Raw genomic sequence first — 22,033 nt, forward strand, 5'->3', positions numbered from 1 at the left:
ACGAAAACTTCGATAGGAGTACTCCACACATGGCGGAGAATACGGAGACAGATTTCCCTACCACCACCGCAGCGCCGGCCTCGGTCGCGGCGCTCCTCGCGGCCCACGGTAGTGACCTGTCCTGGCAGCGTGACTTCTACCGAGAGATGCACGCCCATCCCGAGCTCTCCGGACACGAGAAGGAGACCGCCGAACGCATCGCCACCCAACTGACTCGCTTCGACGCGGAAGTGACCACCCACATCGGCGGCTACGGTATCGTCGCCGTCTTCACGAACGGCGAGGGGCCCTGTGTGCTCATGCGCGCGGACTTCGACGGGCTCCCCGTCAAGGAGGAGACCGGTGTCGAGTTCGCCTCGACCGACATCCACACGCAGGACAACGGCTACGTCAGCCCGGTGATGCACGCATGCGGACACGACATGCATACCACGGCTCTGCTGGGTACCTGTCAGGTCCTCGACGAGCACCGCGACGCGTGGCGCGGTACCTTCATCGCCTTGTTCCAGCCCGCGGAGGAGAACTCCAACGGTGCGATCGCCATGGTCAACGACGGGCTCATGGAGATCATCCCCCGCCCCCAGGTGTGCCTGGGACAGCACATCGTCCCGGGTCCCGCAGGCACAGTCATGTCGATGCCCGGTGCAGCTCTGGCCGCCTGCGACACGATCACGGTGACGATCCACGGCCGCAGTGCACACGGTTCCATGCCGCACAACTCAATCGACCCGACGTTCATCGCGGCGATGGTCGTGGTGCGACTCCAGGGCATCGTCGGCCGGGAGGTCTCCCCGGAAGATTTCGCGGTGATCACCGTGGGCACGTTGAGTTCCGGACACTCGAACAACACGATTCCGGAAACTGCGACGCTGGTGCTCAACTGCCGGTTCTACGACAACGACGTGAAGCACCGGGTGCACCGGGCCATCGAGCGGGTGGTGCGCGCCGAGTGTATGGCGAGCGGATGCGAGCGGGAACCTGAGTTCGCCTACTCGGCGCACGGAGACCTCACCGATAACGATCCGGCGGTGTTCCGGCGTGTCCGGGCGACCTTCGACGCGGTGTTCGGTGCAGATTCCGTCGACGCCCGACGGTGGACGGCTTCCGAAGACTTCTGCGATATCCCGAACGCGTTCAAGGTCCCCTACCTGTTCTGGACGGTCGGTGCGACCCCCCGTGAACAGTGGGCCGCTGCGGCCGCCGCGGGCCGGATCAACCAGGACATCCCGACGAACCACTCCGGCACGTTCCTGCCCGACTACGCCCCCACGGTCGACGCCTCAACCCGGGCCGCCGCGGCGGCAGTACTGAGTTATCTCGGACGCTGACCGATAGCGGGCACAACACAGAACGGCGCCCCACGACCTTCTCCGGTTCATCCGGACAGGGCCGTGGGGCGCCGTCGCCTGTACCGCGCGTATGCACTCACCTGCGGCACGGCGGGTCGATCAAGCGTGGTAGGTGATCCGACCAAGTTCCGCGGGGCTGACGAGCAGCGGGTGGGAAGGGATCACACGGGCAGTGAAGCCGACGTCCCCGGGCCGATCGCTGGGCAGCGTGACGGTGTACCCGCCATCCGCGGGCGCCATGTCGAACACCTCGGTGGGCTCGAGTGTATCGACCGGCGTGCGGTGCCCCTTCACCAGCTGCACGGTCACGTCCTCCGGCGTCAGGCCACCGAGATCGGCGGAGACGGTGAACGTCATCGGGTCACCGGCCAGGACCTTACCCTCCGACTGCGCGGGAACACCGTTGACCCTGAGATCGCGCAGCTGGACGGAGTTCCAGTTCCCACGGACTCGCTCCATCCAGTCGACGAACGCCGCAGCGTCGCCGTCGTTCGCCATGATGAGGCGGGCGGAAGCGTCGGCCGGACGGTAGTACCCCTCCGTGTAGTCCCTGACCATGCGGAAGGAGGTGACCATCGGGGACAGGGTGGTCAGCGAGCGGCGGACCATCTCAAGCCAGCGACGCGGGATGCCCTCGTCGTCACGGTCGTAGAACAGCGGGGCGATCTCGTACTCGAGCAGGTCGTAGAGGGCCTGGGCCTCGAGGTTGTCCCGGTAGTCGAAGTCCTGGGTGTGCACCGTCGGGATCGTCCAGCCGTAGCCCTCCTGCGGCATCTCGTCCCACCAGCCGTCGGACACCGACAGGGTGAGGCAACCATTCATGACGGCCTTCATTCCGGAGGTACCGGAGGCCTCCTGCGGGCGGACCGGGTTGTTCAGCCAGATGTCCGCACCGGAGATCAGGTAGCCTGCGAGTCCGATGTCGTAGTCGGGCAGGAAGATGAACTTGTCCCGCAGCCCCGCGTCATCAGCGAACTGGATGACCTGCTGCATGAGCTGCTTGCCGCCCTCGTCGTGTGGGTGTGCCTTGCCTGCGATGACGAACTGGACGGGACGCTCCGGGTTCGTCAGGATCCGCCGCAGCCGTTCCGGGTTGCGGAGCATCAAGGTGAGCCGCTTGTAGGTGGACACGCGACGCGCGAAACCGACGGTGAGAACCTCGGGGTCGAGGACATTGCGGGTCCAGTACAGCTGGGCTTCCTGCTGCCCACGGATCAGGCAGGAGGAGTGGACGGCTTCCCGGGCGACGGCGACGAGATCGTGACGCAGGCCGTTGCGCGCGGACCACAGCTCTTCGTCACTCACCGCGTCCGGGTGTTCCCAGACGTCGGTGGAGGTGAGATCGGCCTCGCCGGATATCTTCGCGATGATCTCCGCCATCTCGGGCTTGACCCAGGTCGGGAGGTGGACGCCGTTGGTCACGGAACCGATCGGCACCTCGTCGCCGTGCCAGCCCGGATAGAGGGAGGCGAACATCCCGCGGGAGACCTCACCGTGCAGCTTCGCCACGCCGTTCGCGTGCTGCGACAGCCGCAAGCCGAGGTGCGCCATGTTGAACAATCCTGGGGTCGCTTCCGCACCGAGCTCCAGCGCTCGATCTATCGGGACACCCGGGCACAGGTGCCGGGAGGGATCCTGTCCGTCACCGAGGTAGCGGCGCACGAGATCGATGGAGAATCGGTCGATACCAGCCGGAACCGGAGTGTGGGTGGTGAAGATGTTAGCCGCCCGGACCTGAGCGAGAGCGGCGTCGAAGGACTGACCCTCCTCCATGCGTTCCCGGATCCGCTCGAGGCCCAGGAATCCGGCGTGGCCCTCGTTGAGGTGCGCGACGCGGGGGCGTTCGAGCCCACGGGCATCGCAGAAGACGTTGACGGCGCGGATTCCGCCGACACCGAGTACGAGTTCCTGCTTGATCCGATGCTCGCTGTCGCCGCCGTAGAGGCGGTCGGTGACTTCCTGCATTCCGGGCGGGTTGTCGTCGATGTTCGTGTCCAACAGCAGTAGCGGGATCCGCCCCACATGGGCGATCCACAGAGCGATGACGATGTCGCGACCATCGGGGTAGGCGACGGTCACCTTGATCTGTTCACCGTCGGCGTCCGTGACCCGCTCGATGGGCAGGTCCTCGGGGTTGTGGTACTCGTAGCGCTCCTGCTGCCAGCCGTCGGCGGACAATGACTGAGTGAAGTAGCCGAAGGAGTACAGCAGGCCGACGCCGATCAGAGGCACGCCGAGGTCGGAGGCAGACTTCATGTGGTCTCCCGCGAGAACACCGAGACCGCCCGAATAGATGGGCAGTGAGGGGTGGATGCCGAACTCCATAGAGAAGTAGGCCGCCACGGGGTCAGTGGACGTCGAGGATGCTTCGGCGGAGTGGGTCTTCTGGTACCAGAAGTCACCGCCCAGGTAGTTGTCGAGGTCCTCGACCTCGGCCTTCATCTGTTCGATGAAGGCCTTGTCGGCGGCGAGTTCCTGCAACCGGGAGTGGCTCACACGGTGCAGCATCATCTTGGGGTTCTCCCCCAGTTCCTCCCAGAGGAGGGGATCGATGGACTCGAAGAGCTCGCGCGTGGAATCGCGCCAGGACCAGCGCAGATTCAGTGCGAGACGACGCAGGGGCAGCAGCGCCGTCGGGGTGTTGTGGGATATATGGACGTTTCCTGATGAAATCACTTGGTCAACCTTACGTTAGCGTTCGCGTTTCCATGCACGACCGGGGGGCGAGGGTGTACCCGGTGTGCTTTTTCCACCCCTTGTGACAACGAGAACCCGGCTCGCGGTCCGCGGGCCGGGTTCTCGTAGTTGAGCAGAGATGGCTTTCGATCGGTCAGGATTTGGTGACGGCGTTCTCGCCGAGCAGGTGAACCTGGATCATGTTGGTGTTGCCGCGGATTCCGGGCGGGGTTCCCGCGACAACGACCATCACGTCGTCACGCTTGTACTCGGGCATCGCCAGGAGAGCCTTGTCAACCTCCCGCATCATGCCGTCGGTGTCCTCGACCTGCGGGCAGAGGAATGTCTCAGCGCCCCAGGTAAGTGCCAGCTGCGAGCGGACAGCCGGGTCCGGGGTGAACACCAGCAGCGGCAGCTGCGAATGGAGCCGGGCGACCCGTTTGGCGGTGTCACCGGAGGATGTGAACGCCACGAGGGCCTTTGCGTTGAGGCGTTCGGCGATGTCGCGGGCGGAGTAGCTGATCACGCCGCGTTTGGTGCGCGGAATGTGGCTGAGCGGCGGGACGCTGCCCGCAGATTCCGCAGTCCGCACGATCCGGGCCATGGTGCGCACGGTGTTCTGCGGATCGCGGCCGACGGAGGTCTCACCGGAGAGCATGACGGCGTCCGCACCGTCGAGGACGGCGTTGGCGACGTCGGAGGCTTCTGCGCGGGTTGGACGAGAGTTCTCGATCATGGAATCGAGCATCTGGGTGGCCACGATGACGGGCTTGGCGTTCTCGCGGGCGATCTGGATGGCACGCTTCTGCATAAGCGGCACCTCCTCCAGCGGTACCTCGACGCCGAGGTCACCGCGGGCGACCATGATCGCGTCGAAGGCGAGAATGATGGATTCAAGGGCGTCGATCGCCTCGGGCTTCTCGAGCTTCGCGATGACGGGTACGCGGCGTCCGATCTCGTCCATCACCTCGTGCACGAGCTCGATGTCGGCCGGGGAACGCACGAAGGAAAGCGCGATGAAGTCGACACCGAGTTTCAGCGCGAACTTGAGGTCCGCGATGTCCTTCTCGGAGAGCGCCGGGACGGAGATGTCCATGCCGGGCAGCGAGACACCCTTGTTGTTGGACACCTCACCGCCCTCGATGACCTCGCAGACGACGTCGTTGCCGTCGACCTCGACGCAGACGAGTCCGACCTTGCCGTCATCCACCAGGAGCCGGTCACCCGGCTGGGCATCATTGGCAAGGTTCTTGTAGGTGGTGGATACGCGGTCGTGTGTGCCGACCACATCGTCGACCGTGATGCGCACGGTTTCGCCGGTTGCCCACATCTGCGGGCCGTCAGCGAAGCGGCCGAGACGGATCTTCGGCCCCTGTAGGTCAGCGAGGATACCGATGGCGCGCCCGGAGGCGTCGGTCGCTTCGCGAACCCACTTGTAGTTCTGTTCATGGTCTGGGTAATCGCCGTGCGAGAAGTTGAGGCGGGCGACATTCATGCCAGCTTCAACCAGGGATTCGATCCCTTCTTTGCTCGCGACAGCAGGTCCGAGGGTGCATACAATCTTGGTTCTTCTATCCACGTCCCCGACTGTAGTCCCCCGTGTCCGAAAACGTCGCCGGTGGAAGCCTGTTGGTCACCTCCTTCGCACGTCACCGACTGTCTGTGAGGCCCAACACAGCACCCTGTGGACCCGCCCGATACTCTCCCAACCAGGCACAAACAGACACGTTCGGGCGCAAACAGTCGGCAATGGCGGGCTGTCACCCGATGCCCGCGATACTGCTCACACCGCGTCGCCAGGGCGAAAAATTCATCGTGTCGTTGCTGGTCCGTCACCCTCCGGCATGAATCCCGACACACGGGAGCCGCCGCTCCGGTCGTCGGTGCCCGTGCCGCCGATGCCGGTCACCGAGTCGACCCGGCCAGCGTCGGTCTCCGCCACACGGGATCCGTCTCCTCTTGGATCAACAATCTCCGGATCCTCGCGTCTGCCCCGCAGCAACAGCAGGAACAGGACTCCACCGATAAAGAGCAAGGTCGACGTCACGGTGTTCACCCGGAACCCGAGAATGTGGTTGGCCGGATCCGACCGCATGAGCTCAACCCAGAACCGACCCGCTGCATACGCGGCGACGTAGAGCGCGAACACCCGCCCGTGTCCCATCCGGAAGCGTCGGTCCGCCCAGAGCAACAGTACGACCACCCCGAGGTTCCACAGCAGCTCGTACAGGAACGTCGGATGCACCACAGTGAGTACCTCCCCCGTGGAACGCCCGGTGAGGGGGGCAACGGCACCGGTTTCGTCGACCCGGCGGTAGATCTCAAGTCCCCACGGAACATCGGTCGGGCGCCCGTAGAGCTCCTGGTTGAACCAGTTTCCGAGCCTACCGACAGCCTGGGCGAGAATGATGCCCGGGGCCGCGGCATCTGCCAGCGGGGCGAAGGGCAGACCCTTGCGCCGCATCATGATCCAGACGCCAAGCGCACCGAGCGTGACCGCCCCCATGATCCCGAGGCCGCCATTGGTGACCATGAACACCTCGAGCGGGTCGCAGTCGGAGCAAAAGTAGGAGTCGTAGTCGGTGATGACGTGGTAGAGCCTGCCTCCGATGATCCCGAGGATGACGGAGACGACCGCGGCGTCCATGACGATCTCGGGGTTGCCACCCCTCGCCGCGTAGCGAGCACGCGTGACGAAGATGGCGGCGACGATGCCTGCGACGATGCACAGTGCGTAGGCCCTGATCGGGAGGAATCCGAGGTACCAGACACCCTGTGGCGGTGAGGGGATAGTGGCGAGAAGTGTGGTGGACATGAGATGAGAACCTGTCTGCCGGTGCGGTGACTGTGGCGACGGGTCACTACCGGGTGGACCGGTTCCCGTCGAACTGACCAGCCCAGTGTGCCCTACTGGGACCCGACCGCCCAAGAAGAACGGGGCACACCCCTGTGGGTGCGCCCCGTTCACGGCCGATCATCCGTCCGTCACTAGCCTGGTTACCGGGCTACTGCTCCGGCGTTTCCTGTCCGGGGAATCCCGGATCCGGAATCTCCGGAGCCTGACCCTCCGAGGCCTCCCCCGCGTTCTCGACGTCCGACATTCCCGGAGCCTGCTCCGGCGCCGCCGCATCCTGCCGGGCGATGAGTTCCTCGACGGTCGCATTGTTCGGCGGCGGCACCATCCGGACCGCGCGGGACGACGCGGTGCCAGACTCGAGTGCCGCACTGATCAGGGCGTAGAAGCTGTCCTCACTGGGGTTTTCAGCCATCTCCGCCGCGGCATCCGCCGCCGCGCGGTAGGTCTCGGCGAGCTTCGGGCGGTGCCAGACCAGCGGATCAAGGGCACGACGCTCCGCGTCCGTCACATCCTCCGGAATCTTCCAATCATCGAAGCCGTCCGCGATTTCACCGATCGCTTCGGCGATCACGCGGTAGTCGTCGGCGCTGATGGCGGGGAGTTCCGTGCCCGGCAGCGGCGGGTTCTCCAGCGGGAGAATCTCGATGACACGGCCGAAATCCTCGTTGTCGCGGATGATCTCACCCTGGGCCAGATTCATGAAGTCGACGTAGGCGGTAACGACTCGGTCCTCGGACACCTCCACCTTGGAATCGAAGGCGCCGCACACCGGAACGGCGTCGAACTGCTCCCGCTGCTCGCCTTCGAGCCCCTCGACGTAGTTGAAGAAGCTCTCAACCCCCTCGGAGCCACCTTCAATCGCCATCGGCGGAACCTCGGCATCGGTGGTCAGCCGCTCCTGGATGGTCGTGTCCGGGGTGGTTTCGACGGCGGCGTTGATGAGCTTCGTCGCGGTCTCGTACTGTTCGAGGGCGTCGCCCTCAGCGTCTCCCTCAACCGCACGCAGTTTGTCCTGAGCCGTGACCAAGTAGGCGTGTGTGCCCGCCAGCAGGGGTCCGTTGCCTGCATCGGTCTGTGCCGCCGCAAGGCTGTAGAACGCGTTGCACAGCGCACCGATGACGGTGTCGTCCTTTTCGTCGTTCGTCGAGGAACAGCCGGTCAGAACCAGGGCCGCTGCGGAGAGGGCGGCAACGGAGGTTCGGAGCACCGTACCGCACCGACGCGGGGGAGATTTGGGTTTTACAGGTGAGATGTCCATAGGGTCCAGTGTGACTGTCCCCGGGGCGGGCGGCAACTTCAGGTGTGTCTCAGGGCCACCATGCAGACGGACAAGCCGGGTGCTGGCCAGCGGCGACGAGTTTGCGACACATCCCCGCCGGGTCCTCCGCTGTGACCAATTCCTCGCCGATGACCACGGCATCAGCTCCGGAGCCTGCATAGCTCATCAGGTCACGGGTCGTCCGGACGCCGGACAATGCGACACGGATCGTACCCCGGGGGAGCCCGGGGGCAATCTCGGCGAAGGCCTCCCGGTTGATGGTCAGCGTCCGGAGATCCCGGGCGTTGACACCGATCACCCGCGCACCGGCATGGATCGCCCGGGACGCCTCCTGAGGCGTACGGACCTCAACCATCGCGGTCATTCCCAACGACTGCACACGGTCGAGCAGTGATTCCAGACGCGGCTGGTCGAGAGCGCTGACGAGGAGGGGCACCATGTCGACCCCGTAGTAGCGAGCCTCATGGATCTGGTACGGATCGAGAATGAAGTCCCGGCACATCACGGGGACGGTGACTGCACTGCGTACCGCGCGAATATCCTCAAGGGACCCGTGGAAGCGTCGGCGTTCCGTCTGGCATCCGATCAACCGGGCACCACCCGCCTCGAAGGCACACGCCAGTTCCGCCGGAGACTCGATGAGCGCGATCGGGCCGCGGACGGGGTTCGCTCGTTTCAGCTCAGCGATCACTCCACACCCTGGGCGGGTGAGCGCCGCGATGGCATCCCGTGCCGGTTCGACGTCACGGGAGCGGGCCTTCATCTCCTTGAACGGCACGACAGCCTCCCGCGCGGCGACGTCCTCAACGACGCCGGCGATGATCTGGTCGAAAACCGTGGTCATGTTTAATCCGTCCGCGTCCGTTACCCCGGCGGGTAGCCCGCCGGTGTTCAGCCATAAGGCTAACGGCTTTCCGGGTATCCGGCGAAATTGTCCCGGCGCCCGACGGCGGTCTCATACCCCCAAACTATCCCCTTCAGTACAAGGGGAAGTCACGATAACACCGTTCTACGGTACCCCCGAGATCCTCCCCTTAATCATCCGTGGGATCGATGTCCGCATCGAGCGCATCCCAGAGAACCCGCCCCGAATCGGGCGACTGTTCAAGATCCTCCTCCAGCCGCGCCTGCCGGGCGCCCGGCGTGACATATCTACTGGATGCCTGCTGTGCAGCGGCGCCGGGCCGCAGGACGAGCAACACCCCACCGACCAACGCCAGCGCACACCCCACGAAAGCGACGACGGGTCCGGTGATGTGGACATCCAAGCCGGTGACCGTCGCCCAGTCACTCAACGTCACGGGCGAATTGGCCCTCTGCGTCGCGGCACCCGAGGTGAGCAGCATGCGGGCCCGCTCGGGATCCGGGGATCCGGCGAGCAGAGACAGTGGTGCCCAGCTGGCTCCGACGGCCGCGAGGGCGGTCAGGGCTCCGATACCCCTCCGTACGGCCCCACGCAGTGCGAATGCCCCCAGTGTGCCTGCGAGGAGAACGAGGGCGATCACGGTGACCTCCGAGGCCCACACGGCACCGGGTAGTTCGCGGACCGCATCACCGGATTTGTCATCGAATGCGGAGACCGTTACCCAGACCAACCGGGAGGAAAGCCACAGGGATACCGCCCCGGCACCGACGATGAGTGCCGCGGACCGAGACCATCGTGCGGTATTCACAGCAGCTCATCCGCATCGAAGCAGGTGTGGTCCCCGGTGTGGCACGCGCCGCCGGTTTGCCGGACAGTGAGCAGAATCGTATCCCCGTCGCAGTCGAGCCGCGCACCGGTGACCTCCTGGACGTTCCCCGAGGTCAGTCCCTTGATCCAGTACTCACCGCGGGAACGGGAGTAGTAGGTACCGCGGCGGGTTGCAAGGGTGTAGGCCAATGCATGGGTATCCATCCACGCGAGCATCAGCACGTCCCCGGTCCCGTCCTCCTGGACCACGGCAGGCACGAGTCCCGCATCGTTGAATTTCAGTCGCCCAGCGATGGCCGGATCCAGTGCATACCGGGAGGGATCATCCTGTCGGGAGCCGGCGGAAGGGTTGACGGTCATCGCCGAACCTCGAATCCCGCGTCAGCGAGAGCATCCTTGACCTCACCGATGGTGATCTCCCGGAAGTGGAAGATCGTGGCGGCGAGCACGGCGTCGGCACCGGCTGCGACCGCCGGTGGGAAGTGTTCCACGGCGCCGGCCCCGCCGGAGGCGATCACTGGAACCGATACCGCAGCCCGGACGGCCTGAAGGAGCTCGAGGTCAAATCCGTCCCTGGTGCCGTCACCGTCCATGGAATTCAGCAGGATCTCCCCCACTCCGAGTTCCTCACCGCGCCGGGCCCACTCGATCGCGTCGATACCCGCGGACCGGGAGCCCCCGTGGGTGGTCACCTCGAAACCGGAGGGCTGGGGAGTTCCTCCCTCAGGTACCCGGCGGGCGTCGACAGACAGCACGATGCACTGCGCACCGAAGCGTTCGGACAGTTCGCGGAGGAGCTCCGGCCGGGCGATCGCCGAGGTATTCACGCTGACCTTGTCCGCCCCCGCGCGCAGCAGTTGGTCGACGTCCTCGACGGACCGGACACCGCCGCCGACGGTCAGGGGAATGAATACCTGTTCAGCGGTCCTCCGGACGACATCGAGCATCGTCCCCCGCCCGTCCTTCGACGCCGAGACGTCCAGGAACGTCAGCTCGTCGGCGCCCTCCGCGTCATAACGGGCGGCGAGTTCCACCGGGTCTCCCGCGTCACGTAGGTTGGCGAAGTTGACGCCTTTGACGACGCGGCCGTCAGCCACGTCCAGGCAGGGAATGATACGGACAGCTACGGACAAGTTCCGTCCGCCTCCTTCTCAGATCGGGTGAAGCGTTTTCAACGGTCGGTGCCGAGGGTCTCACTGATCGTACCGAGGATGACGTCGTGCACACCTTTCACCCCGGCGACCACACCGAAGGAGTCCGGACGCCACTCCTCCCCCGCGAGATCGGTGACGACTCCCCCGGCGGCGCGGACGAGCAGGACTCCGGCGGCATTGTCCCAGACATACGGGCTGAAGGTGACGGTACCGCCGAATATCCCTGCGGCGGTGAACGCGAGATCGAGTCCGACTGATCCGGTCACCCGGAGCCGGGGGTGTTTCGAACCCAGTCGATCGAGCAGCTCGTGCCTGGCCGACGTCGGAAACGAGGAGTGCACGGGCGAGATGATCGAACCGAAGCCGATGTGGCTCATCCACGGGTCGCGCTCGGTGACCGGTCGCTGGGGCCGCCCGTTCCGCATGAGCGGCGAGCCCGAATACGCGGTGAAACGCTGGCCCGTCGCCGGCTGGGAGGTCAGGGCACACACGGGCTGGCCGTCAACGAGGAGACTCAGCAGGAACGCGCACATCGGATTCCCCGCGGCAAAGTTGGAGGTTCCGTCGACGGGGTCGACAACCCAGACGGCCCCGGCGCTGAGTTCTCCCCCGGCCTCCTCCCCGAAGACAGGGATACCGGTGAGCAGTGTGAGCTGCTGCCGGACGGCCTCCTCGACGGCGAGGTCGACCTCGGTGGCGATGTCCCCCTCTCCCTTTTCCATGACGCGTGCCTGTCCGAGCGACGAGCGGATCATCCGTTCCGCGTCATCGGCGACGGCCTCAGCCACCGCGAGCAGCCCGCGGGCATCCAGATCCCCGGACACGGTCAGTCGCGCCCGGTCAGGTCATCGGTGGTGCCGGCGACGGCGGAGAGCACCTCACGGAGCGTGAAGCGTCCCTCGTAGAGGGCCTTGCCGATGATGACGGAGTCGATCCCCTCGTCCACGTACGGCATGAGACCGGTGACGTCAGAAAGCTCCGCGATACCGCCGGACGCGGTGACGGGTGCATCCGTAGCGGCGGCCACGTCCCGCAGGAGATCGATGTTCGGACCGGTCAGGGTACCGTCCCGGGAGACGTCGGTGACGACGAAGCGACTGCACCCCGCCTGATCGAAGCGCTCGAGGATCTCCCAGAGATCACCGCCGTCGGACACCCATCCGCGACCGCGCGTACGCCACTCGCCGTCGATGAGACGAACATCCAGGCCGATCGCGACGCGGTCACCGTGGGTTCCGATGACCTTCACCGCCCACTCCGGGTTCTCCAGCGCAGCTGTACCGATGTTGACCCGCCGAGCACCCGTCGCGAGCGCCCGGTCGAGTGACGCGTCATCGCGGATACCACCAGTCAGTTCGACGTCGATGTCGAGCCTGCGCACGACCTCCGCCATCATCTCGTGGTTGGAGCCCCGACCGAACGCAGCGTCGAGGTCGACGAAGTGCAGCCACCGGGCCCCCTGGTCCTGCCAGTTCAACGCGGCGTCGAGCGGACTGCCGTAACTCTTCTCACTGCCTGCCTCTCCCTGGTGCAGGCGGACGGCCTTGCCGTCCACGACGTCGACTGCGGGTAGAAGTGTGAGGCTCATGGGGCCAATCCTAGCGGTGCCGGGACGGGGCATGTCACCCCCGTCGGTGGTGGACTGTCAGAGTGTGTCGATCCAGTTGCGCAGGAGCTCGGCGCCCGCGTCCCCGGACTTCTCGGGATGGAACTGGGTGGCCCACAACGGTCCGTTCTCCACAGCGGCGAGGAATCGGTCACCCTCGTGCTCGCCCCAGGTGAGGACCGGCGGGGTGAGCACGTCGTCCCCCGGCATGTCCCAACTCCGGGCGGCGTAGGAGTGGACGAAGTAGAAGCGCTCGTCCGCTATCCCCCGGAACATCCGTGAATCCTCCGGGGCGTCGACGGTGTTCCAACCCATGTGCGGCAGGATGCTCGCCTGTAGCTTCTCCACTATTCCCGGCCACTCGCCGCAGCCTTCCGCTGTGGTTCCGTGCTCCACACCACGTTCGAAAAGGATCTGCATCCCGACGCAGATGCCGAGGACCGGGCGCGACCCGGCGAGCCGTTCACCGATAAGCCGTGCGCCCCGCACGTTGCGCAGGCCCTCCATACACGCGGCGAACGCCCCGACGCCGGGGACGAGGAGCCCATCGGCCGCCAGTACGGTCCTCGGGTCACTGGTGACGGTGACCTCGGCTCCGACGCGCTCAACGGCGCGGTGTGCGGAACGCAGGTTTCCGGAGCCGTAGTCGAGAAGGGCCACGGTGGGGGTCTTGCGGCTGGTCATCTGGTACTCCCTGGGGTATCTGTGTCGGAGTCGGTGGTCGGGTCATCGGGGGTGTGGGAGCCGGTGACCGGATCGCCGGTATCCGACGTCCCGCTCGGTGGTGCAGTCCGTCCGCCATCCCGCGGGGTGAGGTCCACCGGTGTCACCGATGCCTTCTTCGTGGGACGCGCCCACTGTTCCTGGGCGGGGCCGCCCGATGACCGGAGTTCCGCGAGACACCGACGTTCCATCTCCCGGGCTTCCTCCCGGGCGCGTTCGATATGCGCCTGAGCTTCCTTGCGGGCACGCTCGACGTGGGCGCGGGCGGCCGCCCGGATTTCACGGACCTGGGCCCTGTACTCGCGCTGGTCGGATTTCCGCTCGGCTTTCAGGGCGCGCCGCTCGGCGGCCTCGGCACGGAGTTCAGCGTTGAACTCCTCGCGGCTCATGCCCGCCGGGCGTCGCCGGACGTGGGGACGTGGGGTGCTCTTAGCGAGCAGCTCGGCGACGTGCACGGGTTTCATGCCCGCTCGGCCGAGCGCCCGGGCGCTGCGAACCGCAGTCCGGGCCATGGGAACCCGGCGGAGGGTGGCACGTGTGTTGTTGTACTCGGCAATGCGGTGCCGCCCGATGATCCGGTCCGCGAGTACGACGACGAGGCCGAGAATCACCAGACCCGCGGCTGTTCCGAAGGATCCGGAGTAGGCGGCGCGTGCGGCGACGACTCCCAGGACCACGGAACCGAGGCCGGTGCCGGAGTCGAAGGCGATGTTCCACATCGCTGAGGCCTCAGTGACCTTGGACCGGGGCAAGCGGGCGAACATCATCAGCAGCGCCTCGTTCTGAACAGCGCCGAAACCGGCGCCGAACAGCAGTGCGGAGAGGAGGAGCAGCCACGGGTTCATGCCTGCGGCGAGGACGAGCGTCGCCAGCGCCAGACCGACGACCCCGGAGACGAGCGACGGAATGACCAGTCGCCCGGCTTCACCACGACGATCCGCGATGATGCCCGCACCGTAGCGGCTGAGCATCTGGGATCCTCCGACAACCGCGAGAACCAGGCCACCGACCACGGCACCGCTGGCCGGATCGAGTTCCTTCACGGCGGCAGGAAGGAAGGAGGAGATGGCGCCGTAGCCCATGGCGATCGTCGAAATCGCGAGCGCCGGAACGGTGATGAGCTTCCAGGTGGCGACGGAGTAGCCGGTCTCGGTGACCGATCCGGTGCCGCGCAGGGACTCCCGCTTCTCCGGGGAGAGCCGGGGCAGGGACCAGCACAATGCCGTGGCGCCGATCCCGATCACCGACGAGATGATGTACACCGCGGTGAATCCGATGGTCTCCGCAATATAGAGTCCGGCCGGAAGGAACAGCATCTGCAGGAGCCCGACGACGAGCCCCAGCGCCCCGGATGCCTTGCCGAGGAATCTCCGCGCCACGAGTTCCGCCATCAGCGCGGACTGGGCGACCGTCAGTGCACCGAACCCGACGCCACGGACCGCGGAAATCGTGAGCACCGGGATCGCGTCGACGGAGAAGGCGTACAGCGCGGAGGGCACGCACAGGAGGAAAGCCGAGACGACCATCACCGGGATGTAGCCAAACCGGCGAAGTGCCTTCGGGGTGAACATCTGGGTGAGGACGGTCGCCGCCATGAAGACACCGGTGACGGAACCCGCGAGACTGTCGGAGCCACCCGAACTGATCACCGCGAGCGGGACCACCGGGAGCATCAGCGACCAGGAGGCGAAGGCGGCGGCGACGGCGGTCAGCGTCGTCTTCAGCGCCGGGCTGCCCCACATGTTGTCGAGCTTCTCGAGTTCCTCGCGGGACAGCAGCCGCGCCGACGTCTTCACCTATCTAACCCACCTCTCCCAGTAGCCACAGCAGCGCCGCGGCGAACGCCACGGCTGCAGCCAGAGCGCCGATGAATGTCATGACCCGGTTCTCGGCCTGGTACGCCGCCCAGGTCCCACCGACCAGGAGGCCGGCGATGATGAACAGCAGGTAGATGAGCCAGTGTCCGGAGCCTTCCTGCGGTCCGGCTGCCACTTTAACAAGGTCCGGCATCGGTTACAGCGCTCCCTTGGTGGACGGGATTCCCGTGACCCGGGGATCCGGTTCCGTCGCAGCCCTCAGCGCACGGGCAACCGCCTTGAACTCGGCCTCGGTGATGTGGTGCGGGTCGCGGCCGTAGTGGCACCGCACGTGGAGGGCGATCTGTGCGTTGAAGGCGAGCGACTCGAAGAAGTGCCGGTTGATGACGGTGGCGTAGTGTCCGCCGATCACGGCGGTGATCATCTGGTCCGGTTCGCCGTCCATGACGAAGTAGGGACGGCCCGAGACGTCCACGATCGCCTCGCACAGGGTCTCGTCCATCGGCAGCTGGCACGACCCGAAGCGGCGGATGCCGGACTTGTCCCCCAGCGCCTCCCGGATCGCCCCTCCCAACACGATCGCGGTGTCCTCGACGGTGTGGTGCGCATCGACGTCGGTGTCCCCCGAGGCGTGGACGGTGAGGTCGAAGCTGCCGTGGGTACCGAATGCGGTGAGCATGTGGTCGAAGAACGGCAGTCCGGTGGTGATCTCGCAGTTGCCGGTGCCATCCAGGTCAATCTCCACCGCGATGGTCGACTCACGGGTGGCGCGTTCCACTCGGGCCCGACGGCTTGCGTCGGTGCCCTCGAATTCGTTGCTGGTGGTGTGGTTCAGGTCAGCCATGGCTTGTCGTCTCGTTCCTCGTGACTCGGTGGCGGGTGCTGTGGGCTTCTATGTGGTGGACGTGCCACCGGTGGTGATACCGGCTGCGTCGGCGATATCCCGAGCGGCGGCGATGAATGCGTCGTTCTCCACGTCAAGACCGATCGTGGCGCGCAACCGGTGCGGGACGCCGACGTCACGGATGAGCACCCCGGCGTCGAGGAATCGGCGCCACACGGCGGCGGCGTCATCGAAGTGACCGAAGAAGATGAAATTCGACCGGCTCGGCACGACGTCGTAGCCGATCTGCTCCAGTGCGGCGACCACGCGGTCACGTTCGGCGGCTATCCGGGCGACCGTCGCCAGGGTGTCCCCCGAGTGCTTGAGTGCCACGATCGCCGCGGCCTGGGACAGGGTGGAGAGGTGGTACGGCAAGCGCACGAGCATGACCGCGTCGATGAATGCGGGCGCCGCGACGAAGTAGCCGAGACGTCCTCCGGCGAAGTCGAAGGCTTTGCTCATCGTCCTAGACACCACCAGTCGGGACGGGAACTCCTCGATGAGTTCCACTGCGGAGGGACCGTCGTTGAACTCGGCGTAGGCCTCGTCGACGATGACGATGCCCGGCGCAGCTTCCGCGATCCGGCGGATGTCGTCGAGGGAGGTCACATCACCGGTGGGATTGTTCGGGGTGGTCACGAACACCACATCGGGCTGGAGCCGCTCGATCTCGGCGAGGGTGCGGTCCATATCGATGCGGAAGTCGGAGCCCCGTTCGCAGCGGAGGAACTCGGTATGTGTGCCGGTGGCGAGGATGGGGTGCATGGAGTAGCTGGGGACGAAGCCCAGGGCCGTACGTCCCGGACCGCCAAAGGCCTGGAGCAGCTGCTGGAGCACCTCGTTGGACCCGTTCGCCGCCCAGAGGTTATCCCGGGTCACGGCGACACCGGTCTGCACCGAGATGTACGCGGCCAGGTGTTCCCGCAGTTCGATGCAGTCGCGCTCGGGGTACCGGTTCAGCTCGCCCGCGAGCCGACGCACGGTGTCTACGAGTTCCTCGACGAGCGCGTCCGACGGCGGGTACGGGTTCTCGTTGGTGTTCAGCCGGACGGGAACGTCGAGCTGCGGTGCGCCGTAGGCGTGTTCGCCACGCAATGCGTCCCGGAGGGGAAGATCCGCGAGCGTAGTGTCCGCTGCGAGCGGTGTCGTGGCGTCGGTCATCGGTTGTCCTCGGTGGTGGAGTCGGTGGGCAGGTTCTCGAAGCGGGCGCGGATCGCCTCGCCGTGAGCAGGCAGGTCCTCGGCGTCGGCGAGGGCGACGACGGTGTCCGCGACCCCCTTGAGCGCGGTTTCGTCGTATTCGATGAGGTGGACGGCCTTGAGGAAGGTGCGGGTGTTAAGCCCCGACGAATGGCGGGCCGTCCCGGAGGTGGGTAGGACGTGGTTGGAGCCTGCGGAGTAGTCGCCGAGCGGGACCGGCGCGTACGGGCCGACGAAAATGGCGCCGGCGTTCCGGATGCGGCGGGCAACGTCCGCGGCGTTGTCGGTGTGGATCTCCAGGTGCTCGGCGCCGTAGGCGTCGACAACGCGGATGCCGGTCTCCAGGTCGTCGACGAGGATGATGCCGGACTGGGTTCCGGTCAGCGCCTGTGCGACCCGCTCGGAGTTCCGGGTCACCCCGTAGCGCGCCGCGACCTCACGGTCGACCGCGTCGGCGAGTTCCCGGGAGTCGGTGACCAGGACGCTGGCGGCCATGACGTCGTGTTCCGCCTGGCTGATCAGGTCATAGGCGACGTGCACGGGGTCTGCGGTGTTATCCGCGAGGATGGCGATCTCCGTCGGGCCGGCCTCCGAGTCGATACCGACGACCGAGCGGCACAGTCGCTTCGCAGCGGTGACGAAGATGTTGCCGGGGCCGGTGATCATGTCCACCGGGGCCAGGTCGGCTCCATCCTCGTCGCCGTACGCGAGCAACGCGACCGCCTGCGCACCACCGACGGCCCACACCTCGTCGACTCCGAGCAGGGAGCAGGCAGCCAGGATCGTGGGGTGCGGCCAGCCGCCGTGCGCGGCCTGGGGTGGCGAAGCGACGACGAGGGTGTCCACGCCGGCTTCCTGCGCGGGGATCACGTTCATGAGGACGCTGGACGGGTAGACGGCATTTCCACCGGGGACGTAGAGCCCGACCCGTTCGACGGGTATGAATCTCTCCTCGACGGTTCCCCCGGGGGTGAGTTCGACGGTGTGCCCCTCCGGGACCTGGGCGCGGTGGACCCGTCGTATCCTGGTGATGGATTCCTCCAGCGCAGTCTTGACCTGCGGATCGAGGGTGTCGACAGCGGCGCGGACAATCTCAGCGGGAACCCGGACGCTATCCGGCGTGATCCCGTCGAATTTCTGTCCGTAGGCCAGTGCTGCGGCGGCGCCGTTATCACGGACGTCGGCGACCAGCGGCGCGACGACGTCGAGGACCGAGTCAACGTCCGTTCCGCCCCGCGGCAGGGTCCGCCGCAGATGACTGGCGGTCGGATTCTGGCCGGTGAGGTCGGTGAGCGTGAGCATGGGCATTCCTGCATCATCCCGTCATGTGTCTGCGTGGGTGGTGGCGCCACAGTACCCCGGGTAGGACGGTGGGAGACAGTGGCGCTGTCTGCGGTCATTGTATTCGGCCCCACTTCCAGGGACAGCACGGGGACACCGGAAGCGGGGCCGAATCCCCGGCCCCGCGTATATTGGCGGAGAGGTTCGATGACCACACGGTGAGGAGTGAAGCAGATCATGGGCGACCGCACCGGGGGACACACGGGACCGACGAAAATCGGTCTGGAGGACGTGGCGGCAGCTGTCGGCGCATGCGACTACCGGTTCCTGCACGGTAGTGAACGCCTGTTGCTGCCGTGGGAGACACACCGCGTGTTCGTCTACATCGGGCGGATCGATGCCCCGGTCCTTATCGCCGAGGGCGAGCTCCGTCGCACGCTCGATCTCTCCGACATCAACGCCCTGGCACACAGCATCACCGACTGGAACATGAAGCGGATCAACCCGACAGTGATGCTGAGTATCACCGACGATGGAGAGGTGTCGGTTCGCTTCCGGACGTCGCTGCCCATCGGTGCGGGAGCAACCGACGAACAGCTGCGCACATTCATCCGCACCGCGATGCAGTCCACGGAACTCGCGGTCGATCACATGCTCACGGAGTTCGCACATCTGAAACCTGTCGAACAGACGCCTTCCCCGAGGGATGCGCTCGACACGGATGCCCTCCACGGAGAACTCCGGTTCCGGTCCGCTCCGGAGGGCAGCACACACCACGGAAAAGAGGGAACAGCGACCATGAGTGAACAGGAGGACCGGGACGACGACCGCGACATCAGCGACGGGGTCAACTCCGACGCCGGCGGCGACCCCGATCTCCCGAGCCCGGATTCCCCGGTCCCGGTCGATCTCGCCCGCCTCGAGTCCACGCTGTCGGATCTCGGCATCCGCGGTATGCACAGGGGGGCGAGTTGGCTCGCGACCAAGGTCAACAGTATTCTCATCGGATTCCACCTCGACAACGGACCCTCCCTCATTCTCCGAGGCATGTGGGATCCCAACCTCGATCCGGACCGGGACTTCATGCGGATATTTCTCTGTTGCAACACCTGGAACGAGAAATCTGCACTGACGAAAGCCTACTGTCACACCGATGATGATGGACTCCAGGTTCGGGTGGAGATGTCCATTCCGACCGCCGCCGGACTGACGTCCACTCAGCTCCGACACACCCTCTCCCTCGGGCTCCGGCGGATTCTGCTGGCCATCGGGTCCATCAGCGAGGATGTCACTGGGGTGTCGGTAGTGGAATGGCCGGAGGACTGACCCCGTGGCGTCTTCTCCCGCCGACCATGAACCAGAGTCAACGACCGGCGGTATTCCGGACGACCCATCCAGCCTGTTCTCCGTCGACTATGACACGGTATTCACCGGCGGCACACCACCGGGCAGGCTCAACCGGGGTCTGCGGCTGACTCTCCTGCGGTTACTCGGACCGGCACCGTTTCGGGCATTCCGCCGACAGCGGGAGCGTTCCGGTGAGCCGACCAAGCCGCTGACCTTCGATATGGTCCGGGAGGCACTGGACGCGCTCCGGGTGTCTCACTCGTCGTTCCGTGACCGGATCACCATCGCTTGGCCGAGTGTCCGCGGTGAGCTTCTCGTGGTCAGGGACAACGGTGGACTGCACCTCGTTCTCCAGGGACGGCTCCGGGGGCGGACTGGGGTGGAACAGCTCCCCGTCCTGCAGGACTCCCTGGCACTGGGAGGGGAACGTTCGCTACCCGTCTGCTTCTACCCTTCCGTTGCGGCGGACGGAACCCTCAGCGTCCGGTTCCACACGTCACTGTGCGTCGAGTCGGGGATCACCGACGCACAGCTGCGCACGTTCCTCGAGCGTGGTCTTGTACTCGTGATAACCGGATGCCTCGCTCTCATCCATGAAATTCCGCAGCTGGCCGGGCCGCGGGTCGATCCCCCGGAGCTGCTCCGCGCCGATGCGGTGGAGGCGACCCAGCCGGTAGCGGGCGCCGTCATTCCTTCTCCTGACGCGGACTCCGCACTCCCGGCAGTTCCCACACCACTCGACATGTACCGGCTCCGGCTCATCCTGGAGCGGATCCGCGGGGATGCGGAACCCCACCCGAAGTTCCGCGCCCTGGCGCTGACGGTCGATGAGGTCGAGGTGCAGGTGACGATCGGTACCGACGGGACGGGCGCAGCGGGCGATCTCATCGTCATCTCGCGGTGGGAGGTGCCCGTCGAGGGAGCTGCGACCGCTGTGTTCGGGGAGGCTGCGCTGGCGTGCGCCGCATTTGACCGTCGCTGCTCGACGGTCAACGCCCGTGCGGCCCTCGTGGAGGCGGATGCCGGAAACGGCCCCGAACGCGTGGTGGTCTGCGCGGTGGCGATGTTCCCGGTCACGGTCGGAGCCACCGACGCCCAATTGGTGGCCGCGCTCGAATGCGGCATCACGGGCGTCGTTGAAGCGATTACCGTGATCCGGGAGGTGTTGCCATAGAGCAGCCGGGCACAACCGGGCACCGAAGGGATGTGGGCTCAGCCATCATCGGCAGGTGTCCGGCCCGGCCGGACGAGGACGGCGGCCGACCAGTAGGTCAACAATGCTAGGTACGGGGCGATGATCACACCCCAGTGCAGGGTTACCTGGGGGACGAAGGCGTAGTCCTCCCCAATCTGCAGTGCCTCCTGGGCGGGTGCCGGATGCACGAGATGCGCCGCAACGTCGCTGATACCGACGATGGTGAAGGCACCGATGAGCGAACACAACGCCACCCAACCGAGCATCTTTGGGCCGAGAAGCTCCGGCGCACCGAAGAACGCGATCAAAGCGACGATGATTCCGAGGATCGAACTGCCGGTGATCATCCCCAGCCACGTGTCGAACTCCTGGGATCCCGGTGCCACGAGTATGACTGTCGCGTCCTCGAGCACCCGTCCGGTGTACACGGGGCGGAACACTCCGGAAAGGATGCCCGCTGCCAGCGCGAGAATGAGCGAGAGCGCAAGGATCCCGGCGTACGATCCAGTGGCCCGGCTGACTCGGGGCAGCATCGAGTGGAGCCGCGACCGATCGCCTGGTGCGGAAACCGCGTCACCGGCACATACGTCAACGGTCTCTGGCGTGTCAGATGGTTCGCCAACGGGATCAGGATGGTTCATGGACGTCCAATCTACGCGGAGACCTCCACCGTCACCTAGCTACCGGGGATACCGGATGGGGACGAATCAACGCTGTCCGAGGTAAGCGGAATCGACGCGGCCATGCCGGGAGCACGACGCGTCCCATCCGTCCGGCCGGATCTGGACGACCATCCGGCGACCACAGAGCTGGCAGTAGCGTGGCGCCTCCAACCCGGCACGCGCCGAGGGCGACAACCGGATGTCCTCCCCCTCGGCGATGCACTGACCGGTATTCGGATGATACACCGGTGCAGCGCCCGTGATCAGTGCCTCGAGGAGATCGTTGTTGTCCGCGATGCGGGCCATGAGTCC

At 66.0% G+C, this 22,033-nt stretch carries 20 protein-coding genes and 1 pseudogene; 3 read left to right on the top strand and 18 right to left on the bottom strand.

The features are described 5' to 3' along the window. Positions 1–29: 29 nt before the first annotated feature. Entirely contained in the window at positions 30–1,328 is a 1,299-nt protein-coding gene (locus tag JDV76_RS07435) for an amidohydrolase (protein WP_198736213.1), read from the top strand. 120 nt (positions 1,329–1,448) lie between these two features. Here JDV76_RS07435 and glgP read toward each other — a convergent pair whose 3' ends face one another. From glgP to hisD, 16 genes and pseudogenes are all read right to left on the bottom strand, one after another. Next, positions 1,449–4,022 carry an alpha-glucan family phosphorylase gene (gene glgP, locus JDV76_RS07440; RefSeq protein ID WP_248140835.1) on the bottom strand — a complete coding sequence of 858 codons (2,574 nt, stop codon included), beginning with the start codon at positions 4,020–4,022 and terminating at the stop codon, positions 1,449–1,451. 157 nt (positions 4,023–4,179) lie between these two features. Next, entirely contained in the window at positions 4,180–5,604 is a 1,425-nt protein-coding gene (gene pyk, locus JDV76_RS07445; RefSeq protein ID WP_198736214.1) for a pyruvate kinase, read from the bottom strand. Positions 5,605–5,835: 231 nt separating this feature from the next. Beyond that, positions 5,836–6,840: a prolipoprotein diacylglyceryl transferase gene (lgt, locus tag JDV76_RS07450; RefSeq protein ID WP_198736215.1), complete on the bottom strand. Its 1,005-nt coding sequence runs from the start codon at positions 6,838–6,840 to the stop codon at positions 5,836–5,838. Between the two features lie 190 nt (positions 6,841–7,030). Beyond that, entirely contained in the window at positions 7,031–8,140 is a 1,110-nt protein-coding gene (locus JDV76_RS07455) for a hypothetical protein (protein WP_232958959.1), read from the bottom strand. A gap of 49 nt (positions 8,141–8,189) precedes the next feature. Continuing rightward, entirely contained in the window at positions 8,190–9,005 is an 816-nt protein-coding gene (trpC, locus tag JDV76_RS07460; protein ID WP_198736217.1) for an indole-3-glycerol phosphate synthase TrpC, read from the bottom strand. 190 nt (positions 9,006–9,195) lie between these two features. Then, positions 9,196–9,834: a TIGR02234 family membrane protein gene (locus JDV76_RS07465; RefSeq protein ID WP_198736218.1), complete on the bottom strand. Its 639-nt coding sequence runs from the start codon at positions 9,832–9,834 to the stop codon at positions 9,196–9,198. Then, on the bottom strand, positions 9,831–10,214 hold the full coding sequence (hisI, locus tag JDV76_RS07470) for a phosphoribosyl-AMP cyclohydrolase (protein WP_198736219.1): 384 nt from the start codon (positions 10,212–10,214) through the stop codon (positions 9,831–9,833). Before hisI ends, JDV76_RS07465 begins: the two co-directional genes overlap by 4 nt. Further along, positions 10,211–10,987, bottom strand: a complete 777-nt coding sequence (gene hisF, locus JDV76_RS07475) for an imidazole glycerol phosphate synthase subunit HisF (protein WP_198736220.1) — start codon at positions 10,985–10,987, stop codon at positions 10,211–10,213. The genes hisI and hisF overlap by 4 nt, the downstream gene beginning before the upstream one ends. 38 nt (positions 10,988–11,025) lie before the next feature. Next, complete coding sequence (locus tag JDV76_RS07480; RefSeq protein ID WP_198736458.1) at positions 11,026–11,820, bottom strand: inositol monophosphatase family protein; 795 nt, start codon at positions 11,818–11,820, stop codon at positions 11,026–11,028. 14 nt (positions 11,821–11,834) lie between these two features. Then, on the bottom strand, positions 11,835–12,596 hold the full coding sequence (priA, locus tag JDV76_RS07485; RefSeq protein ID WP_198736221.1) for a bifunctional 1-(5-phosphoribosyl)-5-((5-phosphoribosylamino)methylideneamino)imidazole-4-carboxamide isomerase/phosphoribosylanthranilate isomerase PriA: 762 nt from the start codon (positions 12,594–12,596) through the stop codon (positions 11,835–11,837). 57 nt (positions 12,597–12,653) lie between these two features. Next, on the bottom strand, positions 12,654–13,298 hold the full coding sequence (gene hisH, locus JDV76_RS07490; RefSeq protein ID WP_198736222.1) for an imidazole glycerol phosphate synthase subunit HisH: 645 nt from the start codon (positions 13,296–13,298) through the stop codon (positions 12,654–12,656). Positions 13,299–13,819: 521 nt separating this feature from the next. Next, positions 13,820–15,079 (bottom strand): annotated as a pseudogene (locus JDV76_RS07495) (MFS transporter); the annotation flags it as partial. Positions 15,080–15,137: 58 nt separating this feature from the next. Continuing rightward, entirely contained in the window at positions 15,138–15,347 is a 210-nt protein-coding gene (locus JDV76_RS07500) for a hypothetical protein (protein ID WP_198736223.1), read from the bottom strand. 3 nt (positions 15,348–15,350) lie between these two features. Beyond that, positions 15,351–15,998, bottom strand: a complete 648-nt coding sequence (hisB, locus tag JDV76_RS07505; protein ID WP_198736224.1) for an imidazoleglycerol-phosphate dehydratase HisB — start codon at positions 15,996–15,998, stop codon at positions 15,351–15,353. Positions 15,999–16,046: 48 nt separating this feature from the next. Beyond that, complete coding sequence (locus JDV76_RS07510) at positions 16,047–17,198, bottom strand: histidinol-phosphate transaminase (protein WP_198736225.1); 1,152 nt, start codon at positions 17,196–17,198, stop codon at positions 16,047–16,049. Beyond that, positions 17,195–18,538, bottom strand: coding sequence for a histidinol dehydrogenase (hisD, locus tag JDV76_RS07515; protein ID WP_198736226.1), 1,344 nt, complete (start codon positions 18,536–18,538; stop codon positions 17,195–17,197). The genes JDV76_RS07510 and hisD overlap by 4 nt, the downstream gene beginning before the upstream one ends. A 216-nt stretch (positions 18,539–18,754) precedes the next feature. Between hisD and JDV76_RS07520 the strand changes: the two genes are divergently transcribed. Beyond that, positions 18,755–19,843, top strand: a complete 1,089-nt coding sequence (locus tag JDV76_RS07520; RefSeq protein ID WP_198736227.1) for a YbjN domain-containing protein — start codon at positions 18,755–18,757, stop codon at positions 19,841–19,843. 4 nt (positions 19,844–19,847) lie between these two features. Continuing rightward, positions 19,848–21,038, top strand: coding sequence for a hypothetical protein (locus JDV76_RS07525; protein ID WP_198736228.1), 1,191 nt, complete (start codon positions 19,848–19,850; stop codon positions 21,036–21,038). A gap of 38 nt (positions 21,039–21,076) precedes the next feature. On the opposite strand, the gene JDV76_RS07530 is transcribed toward JDV76_RS07525, so the two are convergent. Together JDV76_RS07530 and bsaP are read right to left on the bottom strand one after the other, a co-directional pair. Next, a complete protein-coding gene (locus JDV76_RS07530; RefSeq protein ID WP_198736229.1) occupies positions 21,077–21,700 on the bottom strand; it encodes a hypothetical protein in 624 nt (207 codons plus the stop codon). 66 nt (positions 21,701–21,766) lie between these two features. Next, complete coding sequence (gene bsaP, locus JDV76_RS07535) at positions 21,767–22,027, bottom strand: biotin synthase auxiliary protein BsaP (protein WP_198736230.1); 261 nt, start codon at positions 22,025–22,027, stop codon at positions 21,767–21,769. Positions 22,028–22,033: the final 6 nt, after the last annotated feature.

The organism is Corynebacterium marambiense, from assembly GCF_016342275.1.
Classification (GTDB): Bacteria; Actinomycetota; Actinomycetes; order Mycobacteriales; family Mycobacteriaceae; genus Corynebacterium; species Corynebacterium marambiense.

Bases quoted from the DNA above. Each gene is read 5' to 3' on its own strand.
- JDV76_RS07435 (WP_198736213.1), top strand. From the start codon at position 30: ATGGCGGAGAATACGGAGACAGATTTCCCTACCACCACCGCAGCGCCG.
- lgt (WP_198736215.1), bottom strand. From the start codon at position 6,840: ATGTCCACCACACTTCTCGCCACTATCCCCTCACCGCCACAGGGTGTC.
- JDV76_RS07455 (WP_232958959.1), bottom strand. From the start codon at position 8,140: ATGGACATCTCACCTGTAAAACCCAAATCTCCCCCGCGTCGGTGCGGT.
- trpC (WP_198736217.1), bottom strand. From the start codon at position 9,005: ATGACCACGGTTTTCGACCAGATCATCGCCGGCGTCGTTGAGGACGTC.
- hisI (WP_198736219.1), bottom strand. From the start codon at position 10,214: ATGACCGTCAACCCTTCCGCCGGCTCCCGACAGGATGATCCCTCCCGG.
- priA (WP_198736221.1), bottom strand. From the start codon at position 12,596: ATGAGCCTCACACTTCTACCCGCAGTCGACGTCGTGGACGGCAAGGCC.
- hisH (WP_198736222.1), bottom strand. From the start codon at position 13,298: ATGACCAGCCGCAAGACCCCCACCGTGGCCCTTCTCGACTACGGCTCC.
- JDV76_RS07500 (WP_198736223.1), bottom strand. From the start codon at position 15,347: ATGCCGGACCTTGTTAAAGTGGCAGCCGGACCGCAGGAAGGCTCCGGA.
- hisB (WP_198736224.1), bottom strand. From the start codon at position 15,998: ATGGCTGACCTGAACCACACCACCAGCAACGAATTCGAGGGCACCGAC.
- JDV76_RS07510 (WP_198736225.1), bottom strand. From the start codon at position 17,198: ATGACCGACGCCACGACACCGCTCGCAGCGGACACTACGCTCGCGGAT.
- hisD (WP_198736226.1), bottom strand. From the start codon at position 18,538: ATGCTCACGCTCACCGACCTCACCGGCCAGAATCCGACCGCCAGTCAT.
- JDV76_RS07520 (WP_198736227.1), top strand. From the start codon at position 18,755: ATGGGCGACCGCACCGGGGGACACACGGGACCGACGAAAATCGGTCTG.
- JDV76_RS07530 (WP_198736229.1), bottom strand. From the start codon at position 21,700: ATGAACCATCCTGATCCCGTTGGCGAACCATCTGACACGCCAGAGACC.
- bsaP (WP_198736230.1), bottom strand. From the start codon at position 22,027: ATGGCCCGCATCGCGGACAACAACGATCTCCTCGAGGCACTGATCACG.